Here is a 20,417-nt window from a genome sequence, read left to right as displayed (position 1 = left end):
GTGGATGCATTCGGACAACTTTTAGATAGCCTAGATGGCATGTTAGGGGGCGCAGTTTGGTTTCCCTACGTGCTGCTAGGAGTCGGTCTATTTTTTACTATTTATTTAAAGTTCCCACAAATTCGTTATTTCAAACATGCGTGTAAAGTAGTTACAGGCAAATTTGATAAAAAAGGCACCGAGGGTGACACAACACATTTTCAAGCACTGGCTACTGCGCTCTCTGGTACGGTAGGTACAGGTAACATTGGTGGGGTAGCCTTGGCTATTTCTATTGGTGGCCCCGCGGCATTATTTTGGATGTGGATGACGGCATTTTTTGGTATGACCACCAAATTTGTAGAAGTTACGCTTTCGCATAAATACCGCGAAAAAACCCAAGATGGCACCATGGCGGGTGGCCCTATGTATTACATGGATAAACGCCTAAACATGAAGTGGCTTGCTATTTTATTTGCTGTTGCCACTGTAATTAGCTCTTTTGGTACGGGCAGTTTGCCACAAATTAACAACATAGCGCAGGGTATGGAAGCCACATTTGGTTTTGCACCTATGGCAACCGGTGCTGTGTTATCTATTTTACTTGCGTTGGTTATTTTAGGTGGTATTCGTCGTATTGCTGCTATTACATCACGTGTTGTGCCCATTATGGCCGTGATTTATATCATAGGTGCGTTAGGTGTTATTTTTTATAACATTGAAAACATCGGCCCTTCGTTTGCGTCAATATTTGTTGATGCATTTACAGGCTCTGCTGCAGCCGGTGGCTTTTTAGGTGCCTCTTTTGCGTATGCATTTAACAGAGGTGTAAACCGTGGCTTGTTCTCAAATGAGGCCGGTCAAGGTTCTGCACCCATTGCCCACGCATCGGCAAAAGCGGATGAACCTGTGTCTGAAGGCATGGTGTCAATTTTAGAGCCGTTTATCGATACCATTATTATTTGTACATTAACAGGCTTAGTTATTTTATCGTCGGGTGTGTGGAATGAAAAATTCGAAACACATTTTGAACGATCGTCAATGAGCATTATTAAAGGTGACTACTCAGAAACCAACGAAGCGCAGCGCCAAGAGCTATACAATTACCTAAACGGTAACGATAGCAAGGTAGAGCTATTCAACGGCAACATTGATGTAGTTAATGGCGAGCCAACAAGTAATGGCTTTACCGTATTACATTCACGCTCAATTGGTGAAGACATACGTTTTGGTATTACCGACAAACATAAGTACACAGGGATTGTTGAAGTTAAAAACGGTATGCCAACCGACGACAGCATTAGTTTAATTGGTAAATCGTTAGTGCACTCAGCAGAGCTGACAACCAAAGCGTTTACCCGAGGCTTTTTTGGCGATAGCGGTCAATACATAGTATCGATAGGCTTATTGTTATTCGCATTTTCTACTGCCATAGCGTGGTCGTACTATGGTGACCGTGCCATGATTTACTTACTTGGTAATCGCTCAGTTATGCCGTATCGCGTATTTTATGTTGCCGCGTTCTTTTGGGCTTCGTTTGCCGATACCACTTTAGTATGGAAATTAGCAGCCGTTGCAATTGTCGTTATGACCTTGCCTAACTTATTTGGCATTATGTTATTGCGCAAAGAAATGAAACAATCCGTAGATGACTACTGGGTTAAATTCAAAAAAGACAACGAGCAATAAAACAAGTACAATAAAAGGCGCCGCAAGGCGCTTTTTTTATGCGTAGTATGGAGAGTAGTATGGCGATTATTCATTGCCCCAAATGTGCAAAATCAATTTCAGATAAACATCAGCAGTGTCCGCATTGCAATAGTAACATTGGCGCGCTTAACTCTGAGCAGGTACAACAGCTTCAGCGCGAACAGCGAATTAAAAAACAGCAAATGTTTATGAACCATTCTTTCTTGGCGCTCATACTATTTTTAGGTGGCTTTTTTTGCTTATACTTTTTACAACCCGCAAAAGAAACCCTGCAATGGTACGCGTATACAGTAGCGATTGGTGTTGGCTGTATTTGGTATTTAGTAAACCGCGTTATTTTAGTGACTCTAAAAAAGAAAAGATGACATGAATATTGACAACCTTGTACAAAATATAACCCCAGAATTATTTGAGCGTTTACAGTACGGTGCTTCAACCGGCAAATGGCCCGATGGCACGCCGCTCTCTGATGAGCAAAAGCAACAAACGGTGCAACTTGTTATGCTTTACCAAGCTAAAATAGCGCAATCAAACGAGCAATTTACCATTGGCGCTAATGGCGAAATGATCCAAAAGACAAAAGCACAACTACAAAAAGAATTTAAATCAGAAAACGAAATAGCTAGGTTTAGTGAACATGATCTTTAAACACCTTTTTACACCTAAGTGGAAACACCCAAAGCAGCAAGTTCGTCTAGACGCAATCGAAAAACTTGATGTAGAGCGCGACGCATCAATTTTAAGCACATTAGCGCTGGAAGATAACTCAGCCGAAATACGCCGCAAAGCATTACAAAAAGTAAATAACTTACCACTGTGGTGGAAAGCCTATAAACAAGATCACGCGCTAAAAGATGTAGCCGAAATACAAATTTCAAACGCAGTGCTAAACAACGAAAGCGCACTGAGCACGCAAATTAAAAGTGAGTATATAGACCGTTTTGCACCGGTTAAAACACTAGAAAAACTCGCCTTTGCAGAGAAAGAACTGCAAGTACGCGTTAAACTTTTAAAGCGCTTAGCTAATCCTAAATTAATTGAAAAAGCGTTTAAAGAGGGCAGCGAAGAGCTTCAAAGCCAACTTGTAGAGCTCGTTATAACGCATCAACTTATTAAACCATTAGTAAAGCACGCTAAAGGCGATGCTAAGCAGCAGCTTGAGCAACACGTTGAAAACGAACGCTTAGCGATTGAAATGCCCGCTCAGGTAGAGAGCGCAACACGCGTTATTTTAGCAAAGCTAAATGCCCTGCGAGATAAAAACGATTACGCCATAGTAAACCCACAAGCCGGCGAATTAATGGTGCAGTGGCAAGCACTTGAACTTAAATGGTTAAGCGAAGAGCATGTTAAAGAGCTAGATAAAAAATACATCAGCATTACCGATAAACTCGATGCGCATATTGCTACGTTAAAAGCTCAGCACGAGCAACAACAGCAGCGTTTAGCCGAGCAACAACGCCAATTATTAGCTCTGGCAACACTTGAGGCATTGAGCGAAGAAATAGAAAACGCGTTGCAATTAGGCTTAGAAACCCCAGAGCAAATTCAGCAAGATTGGTTAGAGGCTAAAGTAGCGCAAGCTAAGCAAACGTTAACCGATGCCCAACACGGCGATAACGCACAAACTAAGCAAGTTATTACAAAGCTTGAAAAACTATTCAATCAGGTGGCTAAACTACCAGAGCTTAGTAGCGCAATTGCACAGTATAAAATTGCTTTTGAACAGCTTAAAGCAATTGAGCCTGCGCAGCAGCTAGCTGATTACGATGATGTTTTAACTTGTTTTAATAACGCATTTAAACAAACTCGTAGCCATTTAAATGTGGTTGATGGGGCATTGCAGCAAAACTTTAAATCGCAATTAAATACGCATAAAAAGCAGTTTTTAGCGCAAATGAGTGAGCTGACAAAACCGCTTGAAAAAAACCAAAGCACAGCCAAACGTAAAGCACGCGATGTAAAACGCCTTATTGAGCAAGGCCGCTTTAATGTTGCTTTTGGTGTATTTAAAGGCTTTGAAGAGTTGTTTGATAAGTTAACACCGCAATTTCAGCAGCCACTCGTAAACTTAAAAGCCGATTTAGAAGCACAACTTGCAGAAGCAAAAGATTGGCAAAAATACGCAGCCGCGCCAAAACGCGAAGCCTTACTTGAAGAAGTGGCAGGTTTAGTCGACCAACCGTGTGACGACCCACAACATCGCGCTGAGCAAGTTAAAGCGTTTCGTAAGCGTTGGAACGAGCTTGGCCGTTTAGATACAGAGCAAGAAAAACAACAAGGTGAGCAGTTTGATAGCAACATAGAGCTGTTGTTTGCACCGTGTCGTAGTTACTTTGCCGAGCAAGAAGTGGCGCGCGAAGCGGCAAAAGCCCAGCGTGAAGTACTGATAAACGATATGCAAGCACTAAGCGAGCAAGACACCGCTATTGAAAGCTTTGATTGGAAGCAGTTTGAAAGCCAATACAACCGTTTAAATAAAGCGTGGCGTAGCGTAGGTAAAGTTGACCCTAAAACATACCGCGTATTAAACGAAAGCTTTAAAACACAGCAGCAGAGCGTACTTGCTATATTAAATGCATACCATAAAGGTAACGCAGCACAAAAAAATGCCTTAGTGGAGCGCGCCTCAGCGCTTTCGCAAAGTGAAGATTTAGCTGCAGCATGCCAAGAGTTAAAGCAATTACAACAGCAATGGCAAAGTATAGGTTTTGCAGGTTTAAAAGCCGAAAATGCGCTGTGGCAAAAGTTTCGCCAGTATAACGATGAAACCTTTAGCAAACGTAGCAGTGAGTTTGAGCAGCAAAAGCTGGCTCAAAACGAAACAGATAAACAAGCTGCAATAGAACTGGCTGAGCTAGAAAGTGCCCTTGAGCAAGTTAATCAAAAAGCCCAATTGCATGACCTAGAAACCAAAGTAAAAGGCTACGCGCAATATAAATCGCTTGCGTCAAAAGTGGCAGCATTATTAAGTGCTATTGACGAAAAGCTAGCTTTACTTACAAGCCAAGCGCAGCATGCGCAATTTGAAGCGCTGATCACTGCACTTGAAAACAACGATGTAGTGCCAAGCCAATTTCAAGCTCCGTTAGCGACGTCGCTTAGTAGTGAACAGCTTATTACAAGAATGGAAATTCTTGCCAATGTAAGCTCGCAAAATGCAGCGCTTAGAATGGCAGAGCAAGTAGCCATGCTTGATGATAAACACCGTGGTGAGCATGCTGATTTAAACTATTATTTAAAGCAGCTATTAGCGCTCAGTAAGGGTTCAGTTGAGCCTGACACACTAGCTAAAATTAAAACTATTTTTACAGCATAATATGTAATTAACTTGTATTAAATACAGGTATTGCATAATAAAAGCCGCTGTTTAAGCGGCTTTTTTATAATTACAACGAGGATAAAGGTTAGCATGAGAATTTTATTACTGTTTTTAACCACACTATTTTTAAGCGCATGTAATTCTACACAAGGCTTGTCTGTTTACTCATTTACCAGCTCAGAAGTAGAAAGTGTGCTAGGTAAACAGTTGCCTAAGTTAAGCGAAAAGGTGAGCTTAATGGGGCTGCCAGTGCAGTTTGATGTAAACGATTTAAGTGTAAATATTGGTCCAGATAACCGTGATGTAGTAGTACTTGGTGCAGACTCAAGTGCAGAAATAAATGCATTTGCATTAAAATACCCAGTACGCTTAAAGCTGCAAATTGAAGGCAGCCCGTTTTACGACAGTGAAAAAAAAGCCGTGTTTTTACGCAATGTTAAACTACTAGATTCGAGTGTGGATGCTGGTGGCTTTAAAGGTAATTTAGCGGCGCTTGATAATGAAGCGATGGAAGTAATTAATGCTTTTTTAGCCCTCAACCCTGTTTATACGTTAAATATGGATGACCCTAAAATGATGCTGCTAAGCAAATTACCCCTTGATATGAAAGTGGTTGAAGGGGCAATTAAATTAGTACCACGCCTTTAATGTACAGCACACTGCTTACGATAGTTTTATTACCCAAACGTTTGGTTAATTAGATCGAGCAAAGTAAAATGTACGTATTAATTAGCCTGTTTCTCAGGCTAATTAGGTTTTTATAATGGCAGCTTCGCGCAGCATACCTACCTCAAGACTCTCTCGATTTGCAAAGCTTGGCTCCTTAGCCGGTGGTGTTGCAACCAACATGCTTATAGATGGCACTAAAAGTGCGCTCTCGGGTAATGGTTGGAATAATAAAGCTTTACTCTTACAACCTAAAAACATAGAAAAACTAGCTGTTCAGCTAGCACACCTTCGTGGTGCTGCCATGAAACTAGGGCAATTACTTTCTATGGATGCTGGCGAGCTATTAAGTCCTGAACTTACTCAATTACTCGCATTGCTTCGCGCTGATGCAAACCCAATGCCGCACAATCAATTAGTTAAGGTATTTAAAAGTGAATGGGGTGAAGACTGGCTTAATCGTTTTTCGCATATTGAACTTAGGCCATTTGCAGCGGCGTCTATTGGCCAAGTGCACTTAGCTTATCAAGAAAATGGTGAAAAACTGGCGGTAAAAATTCAATACCCAGGTATAGCGCAAAGTGTACATAGCGATGTAGACAATGTTATTGCACTATTAAACATTGCGCGGTTAATCCCTAAAGAGCTTGTTATACAGCCACTCATAAATGAGGCTAAAGCGCAGCTACTTGCCGAGGCTGATTATGAACGCGAAGCACACTACCTTAAAAGATACGGTGAGTTGCTAAGCCAGCACGTTAATTTTAAAGTGCCTAAAGTATATGGTGTTCACAACACTAAACGCATTTTGGCAATGGAGTATGTACAAGCAACGCCTATAGAAGCGCTTAGCAATTTACCCCAAGGTGAGCAAAATAACATTGCAGCTAGGCTCATAGATTTATTTTTTAAAGAAATGTTTGAGTTTAAGCTAATTCAAACCGACCCTAACTTTGCTAATTTTCATTATCAGACCCAGAGCAAGCAAATTGTGTTATTTGACTTTGGGGCAACCCGAGAGATCTCGAGTAAATTGAGCAAGGCTTACCTGTCACTATTTATTGCAGGCACTGAAAACAATAGGGCGGGCGTGTTAAGCGCAGCACGTGAAATAGGTTATTTTAAAGATACCCTACTAGATTCTTACAAAAGCCATGTTATTGATTTGTTTTTAATGGCGTGTGAGCCGCTAAGAACCACTGGCGAGTTTGATTTTAAAAACAGCCCCTTAGCAACGAATATTAAAAATGCAGGGCTAGAGCTGAGCGCACAGTCGCAACAATGGCATACACCGCCGGTTGATGCGTTGTTTATTCATCGTAAGCTAGCTGGGCTTTATTTAATTGCGGCAAAGTTAAATGCAAAACTAGATATTAACGCTTTATTTAAGCCTTATATTAAAGGCCACTTTATTTAACTGTTTAGCGCGTCACTTTATGGCATAATAATCGTGATATTTCGCGAGGATGATGCAATGATAAAACAATTTTTAAATGACCCCAAACTTTTACTTAATGCGGTAGGAGAGGGCATTTACGGCTTTGATTTATCGGGCAATGCGGTGTTTGTTAACCCAGCCGCTGAACGTATGACAGGCTGGAAAGCCCAAGAATTGTTGGGCAAAAAAATACACCAGTATCATCATCACAGCCACGCCGACGGCTCTCCTTATCCAGCCGATGAATGCCAAATATATTGCACCATGTTTGATGGCAAACGCCGCGAGGTTAAAAACGAAGTATTTTGGCGTAAAGACGGCACCTCGTTTGCAGTAGAATACACATCAACCCCCGTTTACAGGCAAGGTGAGTTAATTGGTGCGGTCGCGGTATTTCGCGATATATCGGCGCAGCAGCAAACCCAAAACGAACTTAAGCAAGCGCTTGAGCAAGTTAAGCATTTAAGTGAGCAGCTGCAAGATGAAAATAACTACCTAATTGCAGAACTTAACGAAGACTGGCAAGACTCAGGTTTAGTTGGCCAAAGCCATGTTTTTCAAGCTATGTTGGCGCAAATTAAACTCGTTAGCGAAACCGACAGCACAGTATTAATTTTAGGTGAAAATGGAACAGGCAAAGAGCTGGTGGCGCGTAACTTACACCGGTTAAGTAAACGCAGTAATCAAGCTTTTATAAAAGTGAACTGCGCAGCGTTTACGCCAAGCTTGTTAGAGTCTGAATTATTTGGCCACGAGCGCGGTGCGTTTACCGGTGCAAACGAGCGACGTAAAGGCCGCTTTGAACTGGCCGACAAAGGCACACTGTTTTTAGACGAAGTTGCTGAGCTGCCATTAGAAGCGCAAAGTAAATTGCTACGGGTATTACAAGAGCAAGAGTTTGAACGGGTTGGCGGTAGTACTACGCTTAAGGTAAATATTAGAGTATTGGCAGCAACTAATCGCGACTTATGGCAAATGGTGCAAAAAGGCACCTTTCGAATTGATTTATATTACCGCCTTAATGTGTTTCCTATTAAAGTGCCAGCGCTTAAAGAGCGCAAAGAAGACATTCCTTATTTATGTACCAATTTAATTACTCAACTAAATAAACGCTTAGCAAAGCAAATAAAAGGGGTGAGTAAAAAAGCGATTAGCCAACTACAAGCTTATGATTGGCCTGGTAATATTCGCGAGTTACAAAACGTACTAGAGCGCGAAGCTATTTTAACTAAACATACTGTCCTTAAACTGAGTCAGCCATTGCATGGCGATGCAAGCACAGCTGTAAATACATCACTTACGCTTGCAGAGGCGCAAAAACAGCACATAATTGCGGTGCTTGAATTATCACAGTGGCAAATATCTGGCGATAAAGGCGCTGCTTGCAAATTAGGCCTGCCCGAGAGCACTTTACGCTCAAAAATGCGCAAACTAGGAATAAGCAAAAGTACGTGATATATCGCGCTAGTCGTTAAATATCGCGGATCAATTTTTCCGGTAATTTATAAATATATTTAATATCAATTGGTTAGTTAGGCTTTCAGCTTGGTCTGAAAGTTGCAAAAGTAGCATTAATACCGTCACTATTAAGTAGCTACTATGAAGTTTGATATTAAAGAAGAAGATATGATCATCAAGCCCTATAACACACCAGGGCCTATTTATATTCGTGAGCAAAAAGGCTTTTACCAACAAATACGCCGTAACCTTGGTTGGTTACTTATGCTTATGTTTATTGCCATTCCTTGGATTCAATACAAAGGTGAGCAAGCCGTACTACTTGATGTAGCCACGCAAAAGTTTACTATTTTTGGTTTAACCTTACTGCCGCAAGACTTTATGATTTTAGCGCTGCTATTTATGGTAGGCGCGTTTGCTTTGTTTTTTGTCACGAATTGGCTTGGCCGCGTGTGGTGTGGTTATACCTGCCCCCAAACAATCTGGATGTTAATGTTTAGTTGGGTTGAGCAACGTATAGAAGGTACTCGTAATCAGCGTATAAAGTTAGATAAATCGCCATGGAGTGCATTAAAGTGGCGTAAAAAAATAACAAAACATGCTGCGTGGCTTGTTATATCGCTGCTTACTGCAACGTCGTTTATGGCGTATTTTATACCCGCTAAAAGTTTATACCTTGAAATGTTTACCTTACAGTGGTCGGGCATTACCAGCTTTTGGGTGTTTTTATTTGCATTTTGTACTTATGGAAATGCCGGCTTTTTACGCGAAAAAATGTGTAATGTGGCGTGTCCGTATTCTCGCTTTCAATCGGTGATGTTTGATAAAGATACATTGGTAGTGAGCTACGATGCAAAGCGCGGCGAAAACCGAGGCCCTCGTAAACGCAAAGCTGATCCTAAAGCCCTTAATTTAGGCGACTGCGTTGATTGTAATTTATGTGTAGAGGTATGCCCCGCGGGCATAGATATACGTAATGGCTTGCAATACGAGTGTATAAATTGTGGCTTATGTATAGATGCCTGTGACGACACTATGGATAAATTTGGCTATCAAAAAGGGTTAATTAAATACGCCAGCGAAAAACAGCTAGAAGGTAAAAAAACCAATCCATTTAGGCTTAAATTAGTGGGGTATGGTTTATTAACAGGGGTATTACTTATTTCTATGATTGCGTGGGTATTGCAACGTACGCCAATAGAGGCATCGGTACTGCGCGACAGAAACGCTTTATATCGTGTAAATTATGAAGGTTTGGTAGAAAACCCATACACACTCACTATTATCAATAAAACCCAGCAGCCATTGCACTACGGCGTAGCCATTGAAGGCCTACCTGTGGCCACACTTAGTTCGCCAAGCTCTATTTTGGTATTGCCAGGAGTGATGAAAAAAATTCCGGTTACAGTCACCGCCGATGGCTACGACATAGCAACAAAAGTGACCCCAGTTAGCTTTGTGATTACCGCCGTAGAAAACCCTGACATAGCGATTACTAAAACAAGTCAGTTTTATAAAAACTAGCAATGGCTTGGGCTAAAATTAGCTCACGCCATTATTTAATTGCGATGAAATAAAACGTTTTGCAGCATCTAGGTTATCAAATAAACATTGGTTAAAATCTACATCGCGTTTAGCGTTTTGCATTATTCGCTGCATTTGGCTTATAGCAATAGGGGAGGTGAGTACAAATGCACTTATCAAGCAATTAGTGTGCTGCATTTGTGTGCTTATGGCGACCATTTCTTGCTCTGCATCGGGCGTAGCTGCAAGTACACACGATGAGTCGCTTATGTAACCCCATTGCTTACCTTCAAATTCAGCCACAGTATCAAAAAGGGCAGTTTTAAAGTTGGCCAATAGCTCTAGGTCTAAATTTCCGCTAAATTGGGCAATAATGATATTGCCCTCAACGGATAAAGTTACCTCGGCATGCTTATTTTTATACTTCATCGTAGGTTCCTAATTTAAATTAGTTTATAACTTATACCAATTTGCTTAATTAAGTTAGCTATCTTGAGGCTAGAAAACATGTTGATAGCTTGGCAAAAAATTCGCTATTTAGTTGTTCTTGGCAATTGCTCCTGCATTGCTCTACCTTCTGCATCCATGCAGTCGTAAATGAGCATTTTTTAACCTAGGTAGCGACACGTTTAGCCCCGCAAAATGATTAAGTATTATTGCACATGGGTATTAAAAGCCACTAAAGTGACTTTAAATAATCTAACGCGCCGGTAATAACAGCAACTTGCGCTTGAGTACACTGCTCATCTGAGGCAGTTGGGCTATCTGGGTATACTTCGGTTGTAGTTACATAAGGGGCATTGGTAAAGCCCATGCATAAGCCCAATTCGCGAGCGGCGTAATTTATAACGCCAAATTGCTCCTGCGGTACACCAATTAATTGATTGTTTTCGTCACTGGGGGCTATGTGCGTTACCTTTTCAACACTATTTAAAATGGCTTTTTGAAAATCAGGTGCTGGCTTTTTGCTATCAGCCACTAAATAAAAACCATCTGGTATGTTCCAGTTGGTGTTAATTTTACCATCGCGCGCCGCCAAAGCGGGTCTAAATTCACTGTTGTCTGTGTCTGTGGTTTCGTGCAGATCAATATGCGCAACTAACTCAGTGTTAAGCGAGGCTACATATTTCATAATAGCTGCAGATTCTTGGGCAGGGCTGTTATCGTAAAAAGAGCGGTTTGGATCAATAGCTTCTGGGTTCCAGCGGTTTATAGTTTCAAAACCCCACGGGCTAATACAAGGTGCAATAATAAAGTTAAAACGCGTTGTATAAGATGCAACAGCGGTTTGAGCAAATGCCAGCGCACCCATAACGCCACTTGTTTCGTAGCCGTGCACACCGCCAGTAATTAACACGGTAGGGCGATCACTTTGCCAATTTTTACTTTTAAATAAATAAAGTGCAAAGCTAAGTGGCGAATAATTTAATTCGCCGTACTGCTCTACATCTAAAAACTCATTAGGCTGGGTAATTTTACTTACTACGAGCTGGTTATAATCGCGCTTTTTTTGTTGAAGTTGTAACCATGCTGCTTTATCACTGTCGTTCCATGGTTTATTAGGGGTACCAATTGGGTATAAAGTGTTGCTCATTGTGTGCCTTTAACTTGTCGCTTTATAAAGGCGTTAGCTTATCGCTGCAATTACAAGCCTGCAACTAGAAATGCTCGGTTACACCTGCCGTGTTTTCGTACAAGGTGGCGTTTTCACGTTTATGTTTTTCAAATAAATACTCACGTAATGCCTCTTTACCACTTTTGATACTGACAATTTTTGCGGCATAGCCTAAATTAGTTTTACGGACTAAATCTATAAGCAGAGTGACTTTTTTCTTATTGGGTAGTTTAAACGTAATATGTTGCGCGTGGGTAAGGCTATAGCGATGATCGCGCGGCTTTAATAGCACGCCACTGCTTGAGAGCGAAAGCACATAAAAGCGCTCGCTTTGTAAATGCAGGTCTGAATAACGCCAGCTTCTGTCTACACCTTCGGTATCAATTACCTCAGGCGCACTCAGTACGGGGTTTAAGTAGCCGTCATCGTTGAGCTTAAACTCAAGCGGAAACCACAACTGATAATGGCCCACCTCAGCTAACATGGTTAATTTAGCGTGAGACAACAAACCTTTTAGTGTATCTGGCAAAGCCGTTTTTAAGCTAAGCTGCGAGTTATCGTTTGTATTGTCCTTGTTACTGCCTACAACAGACGAAATAAAACTTAACTCTTCCTTAGTTAAATCCATATTATTTCTCGTTTAATAAAAGCTTCACATTAAACTAATACAGTAATTTGTTCAATATTTAAGCTGAGAAATTAAACTAATATAAACACCTGTTTAGAGTAAATACTTAAGACGAGTTGATTGTTTTAGGAGCAGTTTACCGCAGTTTAAACACCCAATGTACACAGCCTTTTGGCTTTTTATAAGGCCTGCTTGTACATGCTTTGGTTAACCACGCAGCCACTTTTAAGGCGGGGCGCGCCTTGGCGTTTAAACTGTGATAAAATTTATTTTTAATTTTAGTTTATTCAAGGTTTTATGGCGCAGTTTATTGCCACTCCAAGCTGGTTAGGACGTTTTTTTACGCGTATTAGCACCGTTACTATTAAGCAAAGTTCACTCGTTATACTTTTTAAAAATAATACCTCACGCGCCTATTTAATTAGCGACTTTACTAATTTTACCCAATTTAAAAAAGGCCTATTTAGCGGGAAAATAACCCTCAACCATAATAAAAAAACGGTAATTAGCTTTTTAAATAAACAGCAGGCTCAAACGCTTAGTGAGCAGCTAAACAGCGAGTTTGCCAATCACCTAGAAGAAAAAGTGAATACAGCAAAAACGCTTGTAAAACGTTATGCAACAAACGAGTATCTTCGCGACTCAAACGTGCCGTTATTAAAATCGGCGGTGTTTTCACTGGCACAGCAGTACGGCGCTTTACCTGTTCTATGGCAGCAGCATTTATCGGCCATTAATATTAAGTTTTTAACTATTTTAAGTAGCTCACCAACAGTAGCGCATGCCACAGAGCAGCTACGTAAAAGTTATGAGCAAAAAACACTAACGGCAAGAGCCGACTTTTATAATGTGGTTGAATCAAACCCGCTTACACGCGAGCAACGCCTTGCTGTTATACGCAATAACGACAAAAATTTAGTGCTAGCGGCCGCAGGCACTGGCAAAACCTCAGTAATGGTTGCAAAGGCACTGGATTTAATTGCTCATGGTGGTGTAAAACCCGAGCAAATATTGATACTTGCTTATAATAAAAATGCAGCAAACGAATTAAATCAACGCTTTAATTTAAGGGCGCAACAAGCAAATTTAAACGTTACGCCGCCTACTATTTTAACCTTTCATGCGCTGGGGCTTAAGTTACTGCAAAGCGCTAATAAAACACGTAGCTTATCGCCTTTTGCAAACGATGCTATGGCGCTTAATAAATGGTTTACACAGTGGCTTAGTAATACCCTAAAAACAGACTCACGTTTTTGTAAAACCTTTGTTGAGAACCTGTATGAACCTACTGATAGCCTCAATACCGAAACTAGAACCGCAACTAAAACCGCAACTAAAACCACAATAAAAGCACAAACCTATCAAACCCTATCGGGGCTAAAAGTAAGCAGTTATCAGCTCTTATTAATTGCCAACTGGCTTTACATGCATGGTATTGAACACACTTACCAAAATGATGACACCGCCGATTTTTACTTGCCACAGCACCAGGTTTACTTGGCGCATTTTGTGACAGATAGGCAAGGTAATTCAGTGCAGCATGCGGCTAACTTGCACAATAGCGAGCATATTAAATATGTACGCGCGCACCATAAAAAACAGGGTCATGCGTTGGTGCAAACATTTCATTATAACTGGCAAGAAGGTCAGCTTGAGCAGCGTTTAAATGCACAACTACAAAAACATAAAGTGAACATTAACCCCTTAGATAACCAGGCAGTGTACGAGCGTTTATCTGCAACAGGGCTGTTAAAGCAAAATATAAATAAATACTTAAACTGCCTAAGCGCAATACGGGGTGAGCAACTGTCTAACTCTCAAATAGCAGCGCGAATAGCTAAAAGTGGCATTATAAATCATAAAAGTTATGCAACATTATTGGTGGCAATGCAGCGTGCATACTACGAAAAATTAAAAGAGCAAGATGCTATTGATTTTGACGACATGATTGCAAGCGCAGCTCAGGCGGTTAAATTGGGGGAGGTAAGTGTACCTTGGCGCCATATTTTAGTTGATGAATTTCAAGACATTTCATGCGCACGCATGGCGTTTTTAAATACGTTAATAAAGAGTGGTCCACAACCTTGTTTTACTGCGGTTGGCGATGATTGGCAGGCTATTTATCGGTTTTCAGGCGGTAATTTGGCGCTCACCACGCAGTTTAACGATTTAATAGGCAGTCACTCACTCACGTTATTGCAAAAAACGTTTAGATATAACAACAGTATTAGTGAGGTAGCGGGGCGCTTTGTAATGCAAAACCCTGAACAATATAAAAAGCATATCACCACACATACGCAAGTAAGCACCCCTCAAGTTGTTTTGCTTGATGATTTACACCAAGGTAAAAAGTCAGTAGCACTAAAAGTGCAGCAAACTATAGCCACAATTAATAAAAATAATAACACAGCCAGTATTGCCGTCTTGAGCCGTTATCGGTTTATGCTTAATGAGGTAGAGCAGCATTTAGCAGGTAACAACTTTGCTAACCCACTGCATTTTTGGACACTGCATGGCTCAAAAGGACTCGAGGCTGATTACTGTATTATTATAGGTTTTGAGCAAGGCAAGTTAGGTTTTCCAAGCAATAATCCGGGCAATTTACTTGTTGAGGCATTATTGCCCGCACAAGATACCTTTAATCATTCAGAGGAGCGACGTTTATTGTACGTAGGGATCACGCGCGCTAAGCATAAAAGCTATTTAATTGCTCCGCCATCTGCGTGTTCTGAATTTATTAGCGAGCTAATAAATGATAATTACCCTATTGATATAGCCTCTAATTTGTTTGTAAAACAGAGTAAGGATAATAAGTAAGATTAATGGTTAAATGTAAGAGTATTGGCTGCGTAAAACGCACATCGCGCTTTTTTAACTAGCAGTCAAAATTGCTTTATACACTAATGCCATGTGTCGCAATCATCGAGACCCACATTTACTATTTAGCCTGCCATTACATGCTGTTAAACTTAACGCCTATTTAGATCATTTTTGAGAGCGTTATGCGTACCCGTGCTTTTTTTACTAAGCGAGTGAGCTTTATATTCGTTTTATTTACTTTATTTTCATTTAAAGGGGCTGCCCAGCAGCAAGATCAAACCCTTATTTTAGCCGGTAGTACAATTAATAGTTGCAGTGCTAATGCGGCGCAAAGTTGCAATACGCAAAATAACTCAAAGTCACAAAGCGTGTTTAAGGTAACCAATACTAATATTGAGCAAATAAAATTAAATTGGCCGACTAACAATACAAATAACCAAGCAAATGTTTTAAATACCTTACGTGCCCTTAGTAGCAAAAATGCAAACGCAGTCTCTAAAAGTGAGCTGCTTTGGCAATGGCGGGATATAAACAACGAGCAACTTAATAGCCTAACAAAGCAAGAGTTTAACTTTGTGTTTGATATGCTCGAACAACCTCATGCAAACACCACCCCAAAAGCTGAGCCACCAAGCAACGACATATTGCAATTTATAGCGGGGAGCTTAAAGGTTGCTAACCCAACACCTACCTTATTAATTATTAGCGCAGCCCAGCGCGACCCATACGCACAGGTAGAGGCGCTTAAAACACTTTTACCAAAAGGTGTAACCAGCCAATGGTTGCCGCTTACACCTGCACTTGCTAAAGCAATTACTAACAATACCTGTAGTGATTTACCGGCGCTGCGTCACTCACAAATGAACCTGTATAATCGCAGCAATGTATACCCCGAGCTCATAAAGGCTGAGCAAACACTTTGTAATAATGGGGTTGAGGCGTTAGTTAATTTAATAAACACCAGTACCGGTGTTTTATTTAGCGACGGCACGGCTAAAAATGCTTTAAAAGCACTGTATGATGAAAATAATACTGCCTACCCCTGGACGAACGCGCTTAAAACTCGCCCTGTTATTGTAGGGCTAGGTGCAGGAAGCAAAATACAAAGTGAAAACGTCTATCTCTCACAGCACCAAAGCGAAGCGGTATTAAAAGAAAAGCTTGCTCCACAGCCTAATGCACTTAACGGGTTAAACTCGTTTACCTATGGGCCACTGAGTACCCGCTTTAGTGAGCAAAATCAAACGCTAAACTTAGCCAGTACATTAAATGCCGCAAAGCAAAAAAACGGTGATATTAAGCACGGTTTTGGTATTGATGAAAACACAGCCCTTGTTGTTATTAAATCCAACAAAGGAAATTTAATGACCGTAATAGGGCAAAGTGGCGTTGCGCATTTAAGTACGCAGCAAAAAGCAAGCAGCTATAACTACTCGTACTGGCCTGCTCGCAGTGTAATAGATATTACTAATGCCGGGTTTGAACTTAGCGAGCGCACCATTAGCCAAGCATTAGCGCCTGTTAAAATACCGCCTTTACCGGTGCAGCGTTTTGCCAATATTTTAACCGATTCAAAACTACGCTCGCTTACGCAAGCTATGTGCCTAAGCCAAGAGCAAAGTGCGGTAGGGCAACAAGATGACCTTTTAATAAATTTAACTGCCACAAAAAATACGGATTATTACCGCATTAATACCCAGCCGTATGGTTGCGCATTAAGTAATTTGTCACTGAATGTAGAGCGCTTTTAACCTTAAGCGCTAGTACTAAATATACTTAATAACCCGATACAAAGGTTTATGTTTATTTTAATCGGCTATAAAATAGCGCCCAAGTAATTTATACCTATTCGCTTAATTTAGTGGTTACGTTTTGCAAATAGGCATTAACCAAGCAGATTTTACAAAGAGCAATTTATGAATAACGAGCACGACATAATCGACAACCTAGCAGAGCTAGAGAACTTTTTAGTAATGGTAGAAAACGGCGGCTTAGGCTTAAAAGGTGTATCGGGTGTAGGTATGGCTACAAGCAATAAAGACGGCAGCCATTTTGTTGCAGTATTTGACGACAAACAACAGTTATTACTGGCGCGTGGCATAACAGCCGAGGTATTTGAAAACGGTAAAGATATGGTGCGTAACGGCGTAGGGCGTACACACTAATAAAAACTAAAAAGCGCCGTATGGCGCTTTTAACTGCTTAAAACTAACTCTAAAATATTTAAAGCCTGTCGACTTGTTTTGAACTAATACTGGTCACAATATTATTTTCAAAACGGATCAATACAATATACATCCCACCAATTGAGCCTTTTAGTTTATAAGTAAACTCTTCTGTTTTAACTAATTTGTCGCCATTACCAATATCAACAGCTTCATTAAGCGCATCTTTATAAAGTGGTGCGCCCACTACAGCTACAATGTCAGATTTAGTTTTACCCACACTTAATAGATTTCCGTTTTTAAGTCGAAAACTACCCTGAGCAAACGCAAAGCTTGAAATAAAAAGAGATAAAAGCAGAGGAAACACAATACGTTTTTTCATAAGTCATCCTTAAACACTGAGTATTTAATGCTATGTATACAAGTTAATACAGAAAAATGACAGTGAAAAAGAAATAAAGAGGAGGTTAAATGGTCGGTATGGCAGGATTTGAACCTGCGACCCCTGACACCCCATGATGTGACGCTATAATGAGTTAAGTTATTGTAATTTATGAATTATAAATTCAATCAACTGATTTTATATACAGTTGATTTTGCAAATTTTATCATTTTTACAATTCAATAAAATCAAGCGGTTAGGGCGCTTGTTACAAATCGATTTTTTACGTTATCAGTAAAATTCAATATAAACAACTCATTAGAAAATCTTAATCAAAAGCCTCACTTTCCTTAGTAAGTTAGTTTGCCTTTCCAAACTCGCTCATTAGATTTATGCTGTATAAACAAACAGTATTTTATTTTGGTGTATGTATGTTTGTTATTCCTATTTTTATAGAAGCGGGGATTAGTGGTTTTGAATCACCGGCAACGCAATATAAAGAGCTGGGGTTATCTTTAGACCAGTTACTCATCAAACATCCAGATGCTACTTTTATGGGGGTAGCATCGGGGCAGTCTATGCAGGAGGTAGGGATATTCGATGGTGACTTACAATGGCAGCTTTGTTTGTAAAGTAATTCATAAAGAAAAGCGTTTGCTAATGTCGGCACCAGATGACTACGTACCAGTTTATATATCACCTGAAGATGTATTCTGTTTGGAAGGAGTGGTAACAAGGAGTATTAGGCTACATAAACCGTGTGCTGAGTTTTCAAAATGTCAGTGAAGCCAATATAAATAGATGTTCATATTGGCATCTGTTTAAAGGGGTTTTATTGTTGGTAGCAAATCGTTTTTGGGAATTTTAACTGTAATGAAAATTTATTATTTTCAAATTGATATTTTGTGCGTATTCCATATTTTAAAAGGCTATTTCTTACTTCCGGTAAACCAAAACCTCGATAGAGGGATGGGTCATCCGTAGCTAGATCAATCTTTTCACCGAACCTGTTTTTTGTAAAATATTCTTCCGCACCTTTATCTACATTATTAGTAAAATTAATATTAATATACAGAAGATCTTCTGAAGGCGTTATGGTCAATTTTTTATCTAAACTATGATATTCAACGTTTTGGAATATTTCAGCGAAAGCTGCACAAATAATATTTATATCTGAATTCACATGAGGAATTGTCTTAATAGCAGGATGTATAGATGTTTTTAAGGTGTCAAAGAAGTCTTTAGTAGCGGCTATTGCATTGTATAGGTTTACTGAATGTTTAGAGTCGCTTTTTGGTATACTATTTTCGCTTACTAATTCATTAGCTTGTTCTATCGTTGCTTCACTAATATCTAAATTTAGCTGTGACTTTGCATTTTTCAAAAAGCTTGATGTGTCGTATAAATAAAAAGACTTTAGGTTCGGTAAACTAGAGTAGATCTCATTTAGTAGTTCTAGTCTGGCGTTTAAGTTTTTACCTCGTTTTTTGAGCCACCAATCTTCCTTCACATCCCCAGTAACTAAGACCAGATGTTCAATACCATCAGATTCAGCTTTTTTTATTATTTCTCTCCATAGCAACAAGTCACCATACTTTCTAATGAATTCTAGTTCGCCAACAAAGTAAGAGCCATCTTTTTTAAAATCTAGGTATCCTGGTGGGATTTTTTTTTGATAACGGTCCTCGGCTGTTTCATAAATATCATTAAGCTCATCTTTAGTAAAAGCTTCACCTATTTTTCCTTCAAAAATATTGAGAACAACATCTTTGAATTTATCTTTTTGATGTACATCGGGATGCTTTATTTCTAAGTCGTTAAGTTCATTTATAAATTCTTGTAAAAAAGTCTTACTTTTAGTGATATTTTCATCAGTTATAAATTTATCTGGTTCTATAACTGAGTGCCTCTCGTTAAGTTTGAGTTTTTTTAGTGAGGTTTTTAAATCGGCTATAGCTTCATCAAACTTCATTATAGAATCACCAACTAACTTTTTAACTTCATTAAACCTTCCTTTTTGATCACCTATTGTAGAGTGTCTATTATTAAGAAATTCCAATATCACTTGAAAACCAATCCAAACTCGTGGATTAAAATCTTTTGAGTTAAGCACCTTTATTAAGTCTGCACTGGCTGATTCAGGCAGTCTGTACAAATCTAGAAGTACATTCGAGTCGAATACAAATGTGCCCTCTTTCCAGATGACATCAAAATCTATTTCTTCTGAGTCTTGGTGTGTTTTTAGTAAATTATTAAAGGTGTTCATTTCTATCCATGAGAGTTTTTTATGTAACTATTATTCATAGTAAAAATTTTTTAGTTGAAATACTAGGGTCTGTTGTTCTTTGCGGATTAAAATTTGTTCAAACTAGGGGCTATTTAATTGCGGCGCGAGGTTTGTAACCTAGTGGGCTAAGTAAAAACCGAGCAACAAAGAGTAAATAGACCCTAGGAAGAACCCTTTGGGCAGCGCCTGTTTGGCATTAATGCTACGTTATCGCCCATTTATGGGGAATAACAACACTACATAGGCTCTGCCTTGCCTAAATACCAAACAGACTGCTGCAAATTTAACCTTGAAAGATCAACAGACCCTAGTCAAATAATCAAAGTACATCGTATTGTTGGTTTGATGTGTCTAAAGCTTAGTGTTGTTAAGGTTAATGCTTCCTAGGTTGTTTGAAAAAATTAATGCGTAGAATATGAGTTT

At 39.8% G+C, this 20,417-nt stretch carries 16 protein-coding genes and 1 pseudogene; 12 read left to right on the top strand and 5 right to left on the bottom strand.

Annotation, left to right across the window (positions count from 1 at the left end; genetic code table 11):
- The 8 genes from OIZ54_RS17625 to ccoG all read left to right on the top strand — a co-directional run bounded on the left by OIZ54_RS17625 (nt 1) and on the right by ccoG (nt 10,097).
- On the top strand, nt 1-1,668 hold the full coding sequence (locus OIZ54_RS17625; RefSeq protein WP_004587237.1) for an alanine/glycine:cation symporter family protein: 1,668 nt from the start codon (nt 1-3) through the stop codon (nt 1,666-1,668).
- Nucleotides 1,669-1,727: 59 nt separating this feature from the next.
- A complete protein-coding gene (locus OIZ54_RS17620; RefSeq protein ID WP_004587238.1) occupies nt 1,728-2,054 on the top strand; it encodes a hypothetical protein in 327 nt (108 codons plus the stop codon).
- A gap of 1 nt (nt 2,055) precedes the next feature.
- Nucleotides 2,056-2,337 (top strand): YeaC family protein, encoded by a 282-nt coding sequence (locus OIZ54_RS17615; RefSeq protein WP_004587239.1) that lies wholly within the window; start codon nt 2,056-2,058, stop codon nt 2,335-2,337.
- Entirely contained in the window at nt 2,327-5,008 is a 2,682-nt protein-coding gene (locus OIZ54_RS17610; RefSeq protein WP_154945828.1) for a DUF349 domain-containing protein, read from the top strand. The genes OIZ54_RS17615 and OIZ54_RS17610 overlap by 11 nt, the downstream gene beginning before the upstream one ends.
- Before the next feature lie 93 nt (nt 5,009-5,101).
- Nucleotides 5,102-5,659 (top strand): DUF1439 domain-containing protein, encoded by a 558-nt coding sequence (locus OIZ54_RS17605; RefSeq protein WP_154945827.1) that lies wholly within the window; start codon nt 5,102-5,104, stop codon nt 5,657-5,659.
- Nucleotides 5,660-5,774: 115 nt separating this feature from the next.
- Nucleotides 5,775-7,094, top strand: a complete 1,320-nt coding sequence (locus OIZ54_RS17600; protein ID WP_154945826.1) for an ABC1 kinase family protein — start codon at nt 5,775-5,777, stop codon at nt 7,092-7,094.
- A gap of 57 nt (nt 7,095-7,151) precedes the next feature.
- Nucleotides 7,152-8,570 carry a sigma-54 interaction domain-containing protein gene (locus tag OIZ54_RS17595; protein WP_154945825.1) on the top strand — a complete coding sequence of 473 codons (1,419 nt, stop codon included), beginning with the start codon at nt 7,152-7,154 and terminating at the stop codon, nt 8,568-8,570.
- 144 nt (nt 8,571-8,714) lie between these two features.
- Nucleotides 8,715-10,097: a cytochrome c oxidase accessory protein CcoG gene (gene ccoG, locus OIZ54_RS17590; RefSeq protein ID WP_264390942.1), complete on the top strand. Its 1,383-nt coding sequence runs from the start codon at nt 8,715-8,717 to the stop codon at nt 10,095-10,097.
- 18 nt (nt 10,098-10,115) lie between these two features.
- On the opposite strand, the gene OIZ54_RS17585 is transcribed toward ccoG, so the two are convergent.
- From OIZ54_RS17585 to OIZ54_RS17575, 3 genes are all read right to left on the bottom strand, one after another.
- Complete coding sequence (locus OIZ54_RS17585; RefSeq protein WP_055255319.1) at nt 10,116-10,526, bottom strand: hypothetical protein; 411 nt, start codon at nt 10,524-10,526, stop codon at nt 10,116-10,118.
- Nucleotides 10,527-10,776: 250 nt separating this feature from the next.
- Nucleotides 10,777-11,691: a M14 family metallocarboxypeptidase gene (locus OIZ54_RS17580; RefSeq protein WP_154945823.1), complete on the bottom strand. Its 915-nt coding sequence runs from the start codon at nt 11,689-11,691 to the stop codon at nt 10,777-10,779.
- A 64-nt stretch (nt 11,692-11,755) separates the two neighbouring features.
- Nucleotides 11,756-12,340, bottom strand: coding sequence for a hypothetical protein (locus OIZ54_RS17575; RefSeq protein WP_024032189.1), 585 nt, complete (start codon nt 12,338-12,340; stop codon nt 11,756-11,758).
- Between the two features lie 297 nt (nt 12,341-12,637).
- Here OIZ54_RS17575 and OIZ54_RS17570 point away from each other — a divergent pair, with 297 nt between their 5' ends.
- From OIZ54_RS17570 to OIZ54_RS17560, 3 genes are all read left to right on the top strand, one after another.
- Nucleotides 12,638-15,157 (top strand): UvrD-helicase domain-containing protein, encoded by a 2,520-nt coding sequence (locus tag OIZ54_RS17570; RefSeq protein ID WP_264390940.1) that lies wholly within the window; start codon nt 12,638-12,640, stop codon nt 15,155-15,157.
- 185 nt (nt 15,158-15,342) lie between these two features.
- A complete protein-coding gene (locus tag OIZ54_RS17565; RefSeq protein WP_264390938.1) occupies nt 15,343-16,911 on the top strand; it encodes a cyanophycinase in 1,569 nt (522 codons plus the stop codon).
- Between the two features lie 165 nt (nt 16,912-17,076).
- Nucleotides 17,077-17,325 carry a hypothetical protein gene (locus OIZ54_RS17560; protein ID WP_004587250.1) on the top strand — a complete coding sequence of 83 codons (249 nt, stop codon included), beginning with the start codon at nt 17,077-17,079 and terminating at the stop codon, nt 17,323-17,325.
- 58 nt (nt 17,326-17,383) lie between these two features.
- On the opposite strand, the gene OIZ54_RS17555 is transcribed toward OIZ54_RS17560, so the two are convergent.
- Nucleotides 17,384-17,707, bottom strand: coding sequence for a DUF2845 domain-containing protein (locus tag OIZ54_RS17555; protein WP_154945820.1), 324 nt, complete (start codon nt 17,705-17,707; stop codon nt 17,384-17,386).
- A gap of 431 nt (nt 17,708-18,138) precedes the next feature.
- On the opposite strand from OIZ54_RS17555, the pseudogene OIZ54_RS17550 reads away from it, so the two are divergent.
- Nucleotides 18,139-18,493 (top strand): annotated as a pseudogene (locus tag OIZ54_RS17550) (LexA family protein).
- A gap of 46 nt (nt 18,494-18,539) precedes the next feature.
- Here OIZ54_RS17550 and OIZ54_RS17545 read toward each other — a convergent pair.
- Complete coding sequence (locus tag OIZ54_RS17545) at nt 18,540-19,973, bottom strand: PIN-like domain-containing protein (RefSeq protein ID WP_264390937.1); 1,434 nt, start codon at nt 19,971-19,973, stop codon at nt 18,540-18,542.
- Between the last annotated feature and the right edge of the window lie 444 nt (nt 19,974-20,417).

The sequence above is a fragment of the Pseudoalteromonas sp. A3 genome, assembly GCF_025942345.1.
Lineage (GTDB): Bacteria > Pseudomonadota > Gammaproteobacteria > Enterobacterales > Alteromonadaceae > Pseudoalteromonas > Pseudoalteromonas atlantica.
Note: the sequence above shows the minus strand (reverse complement) of the source record. Positions and strands in the feature narration are given on the sequence as shown.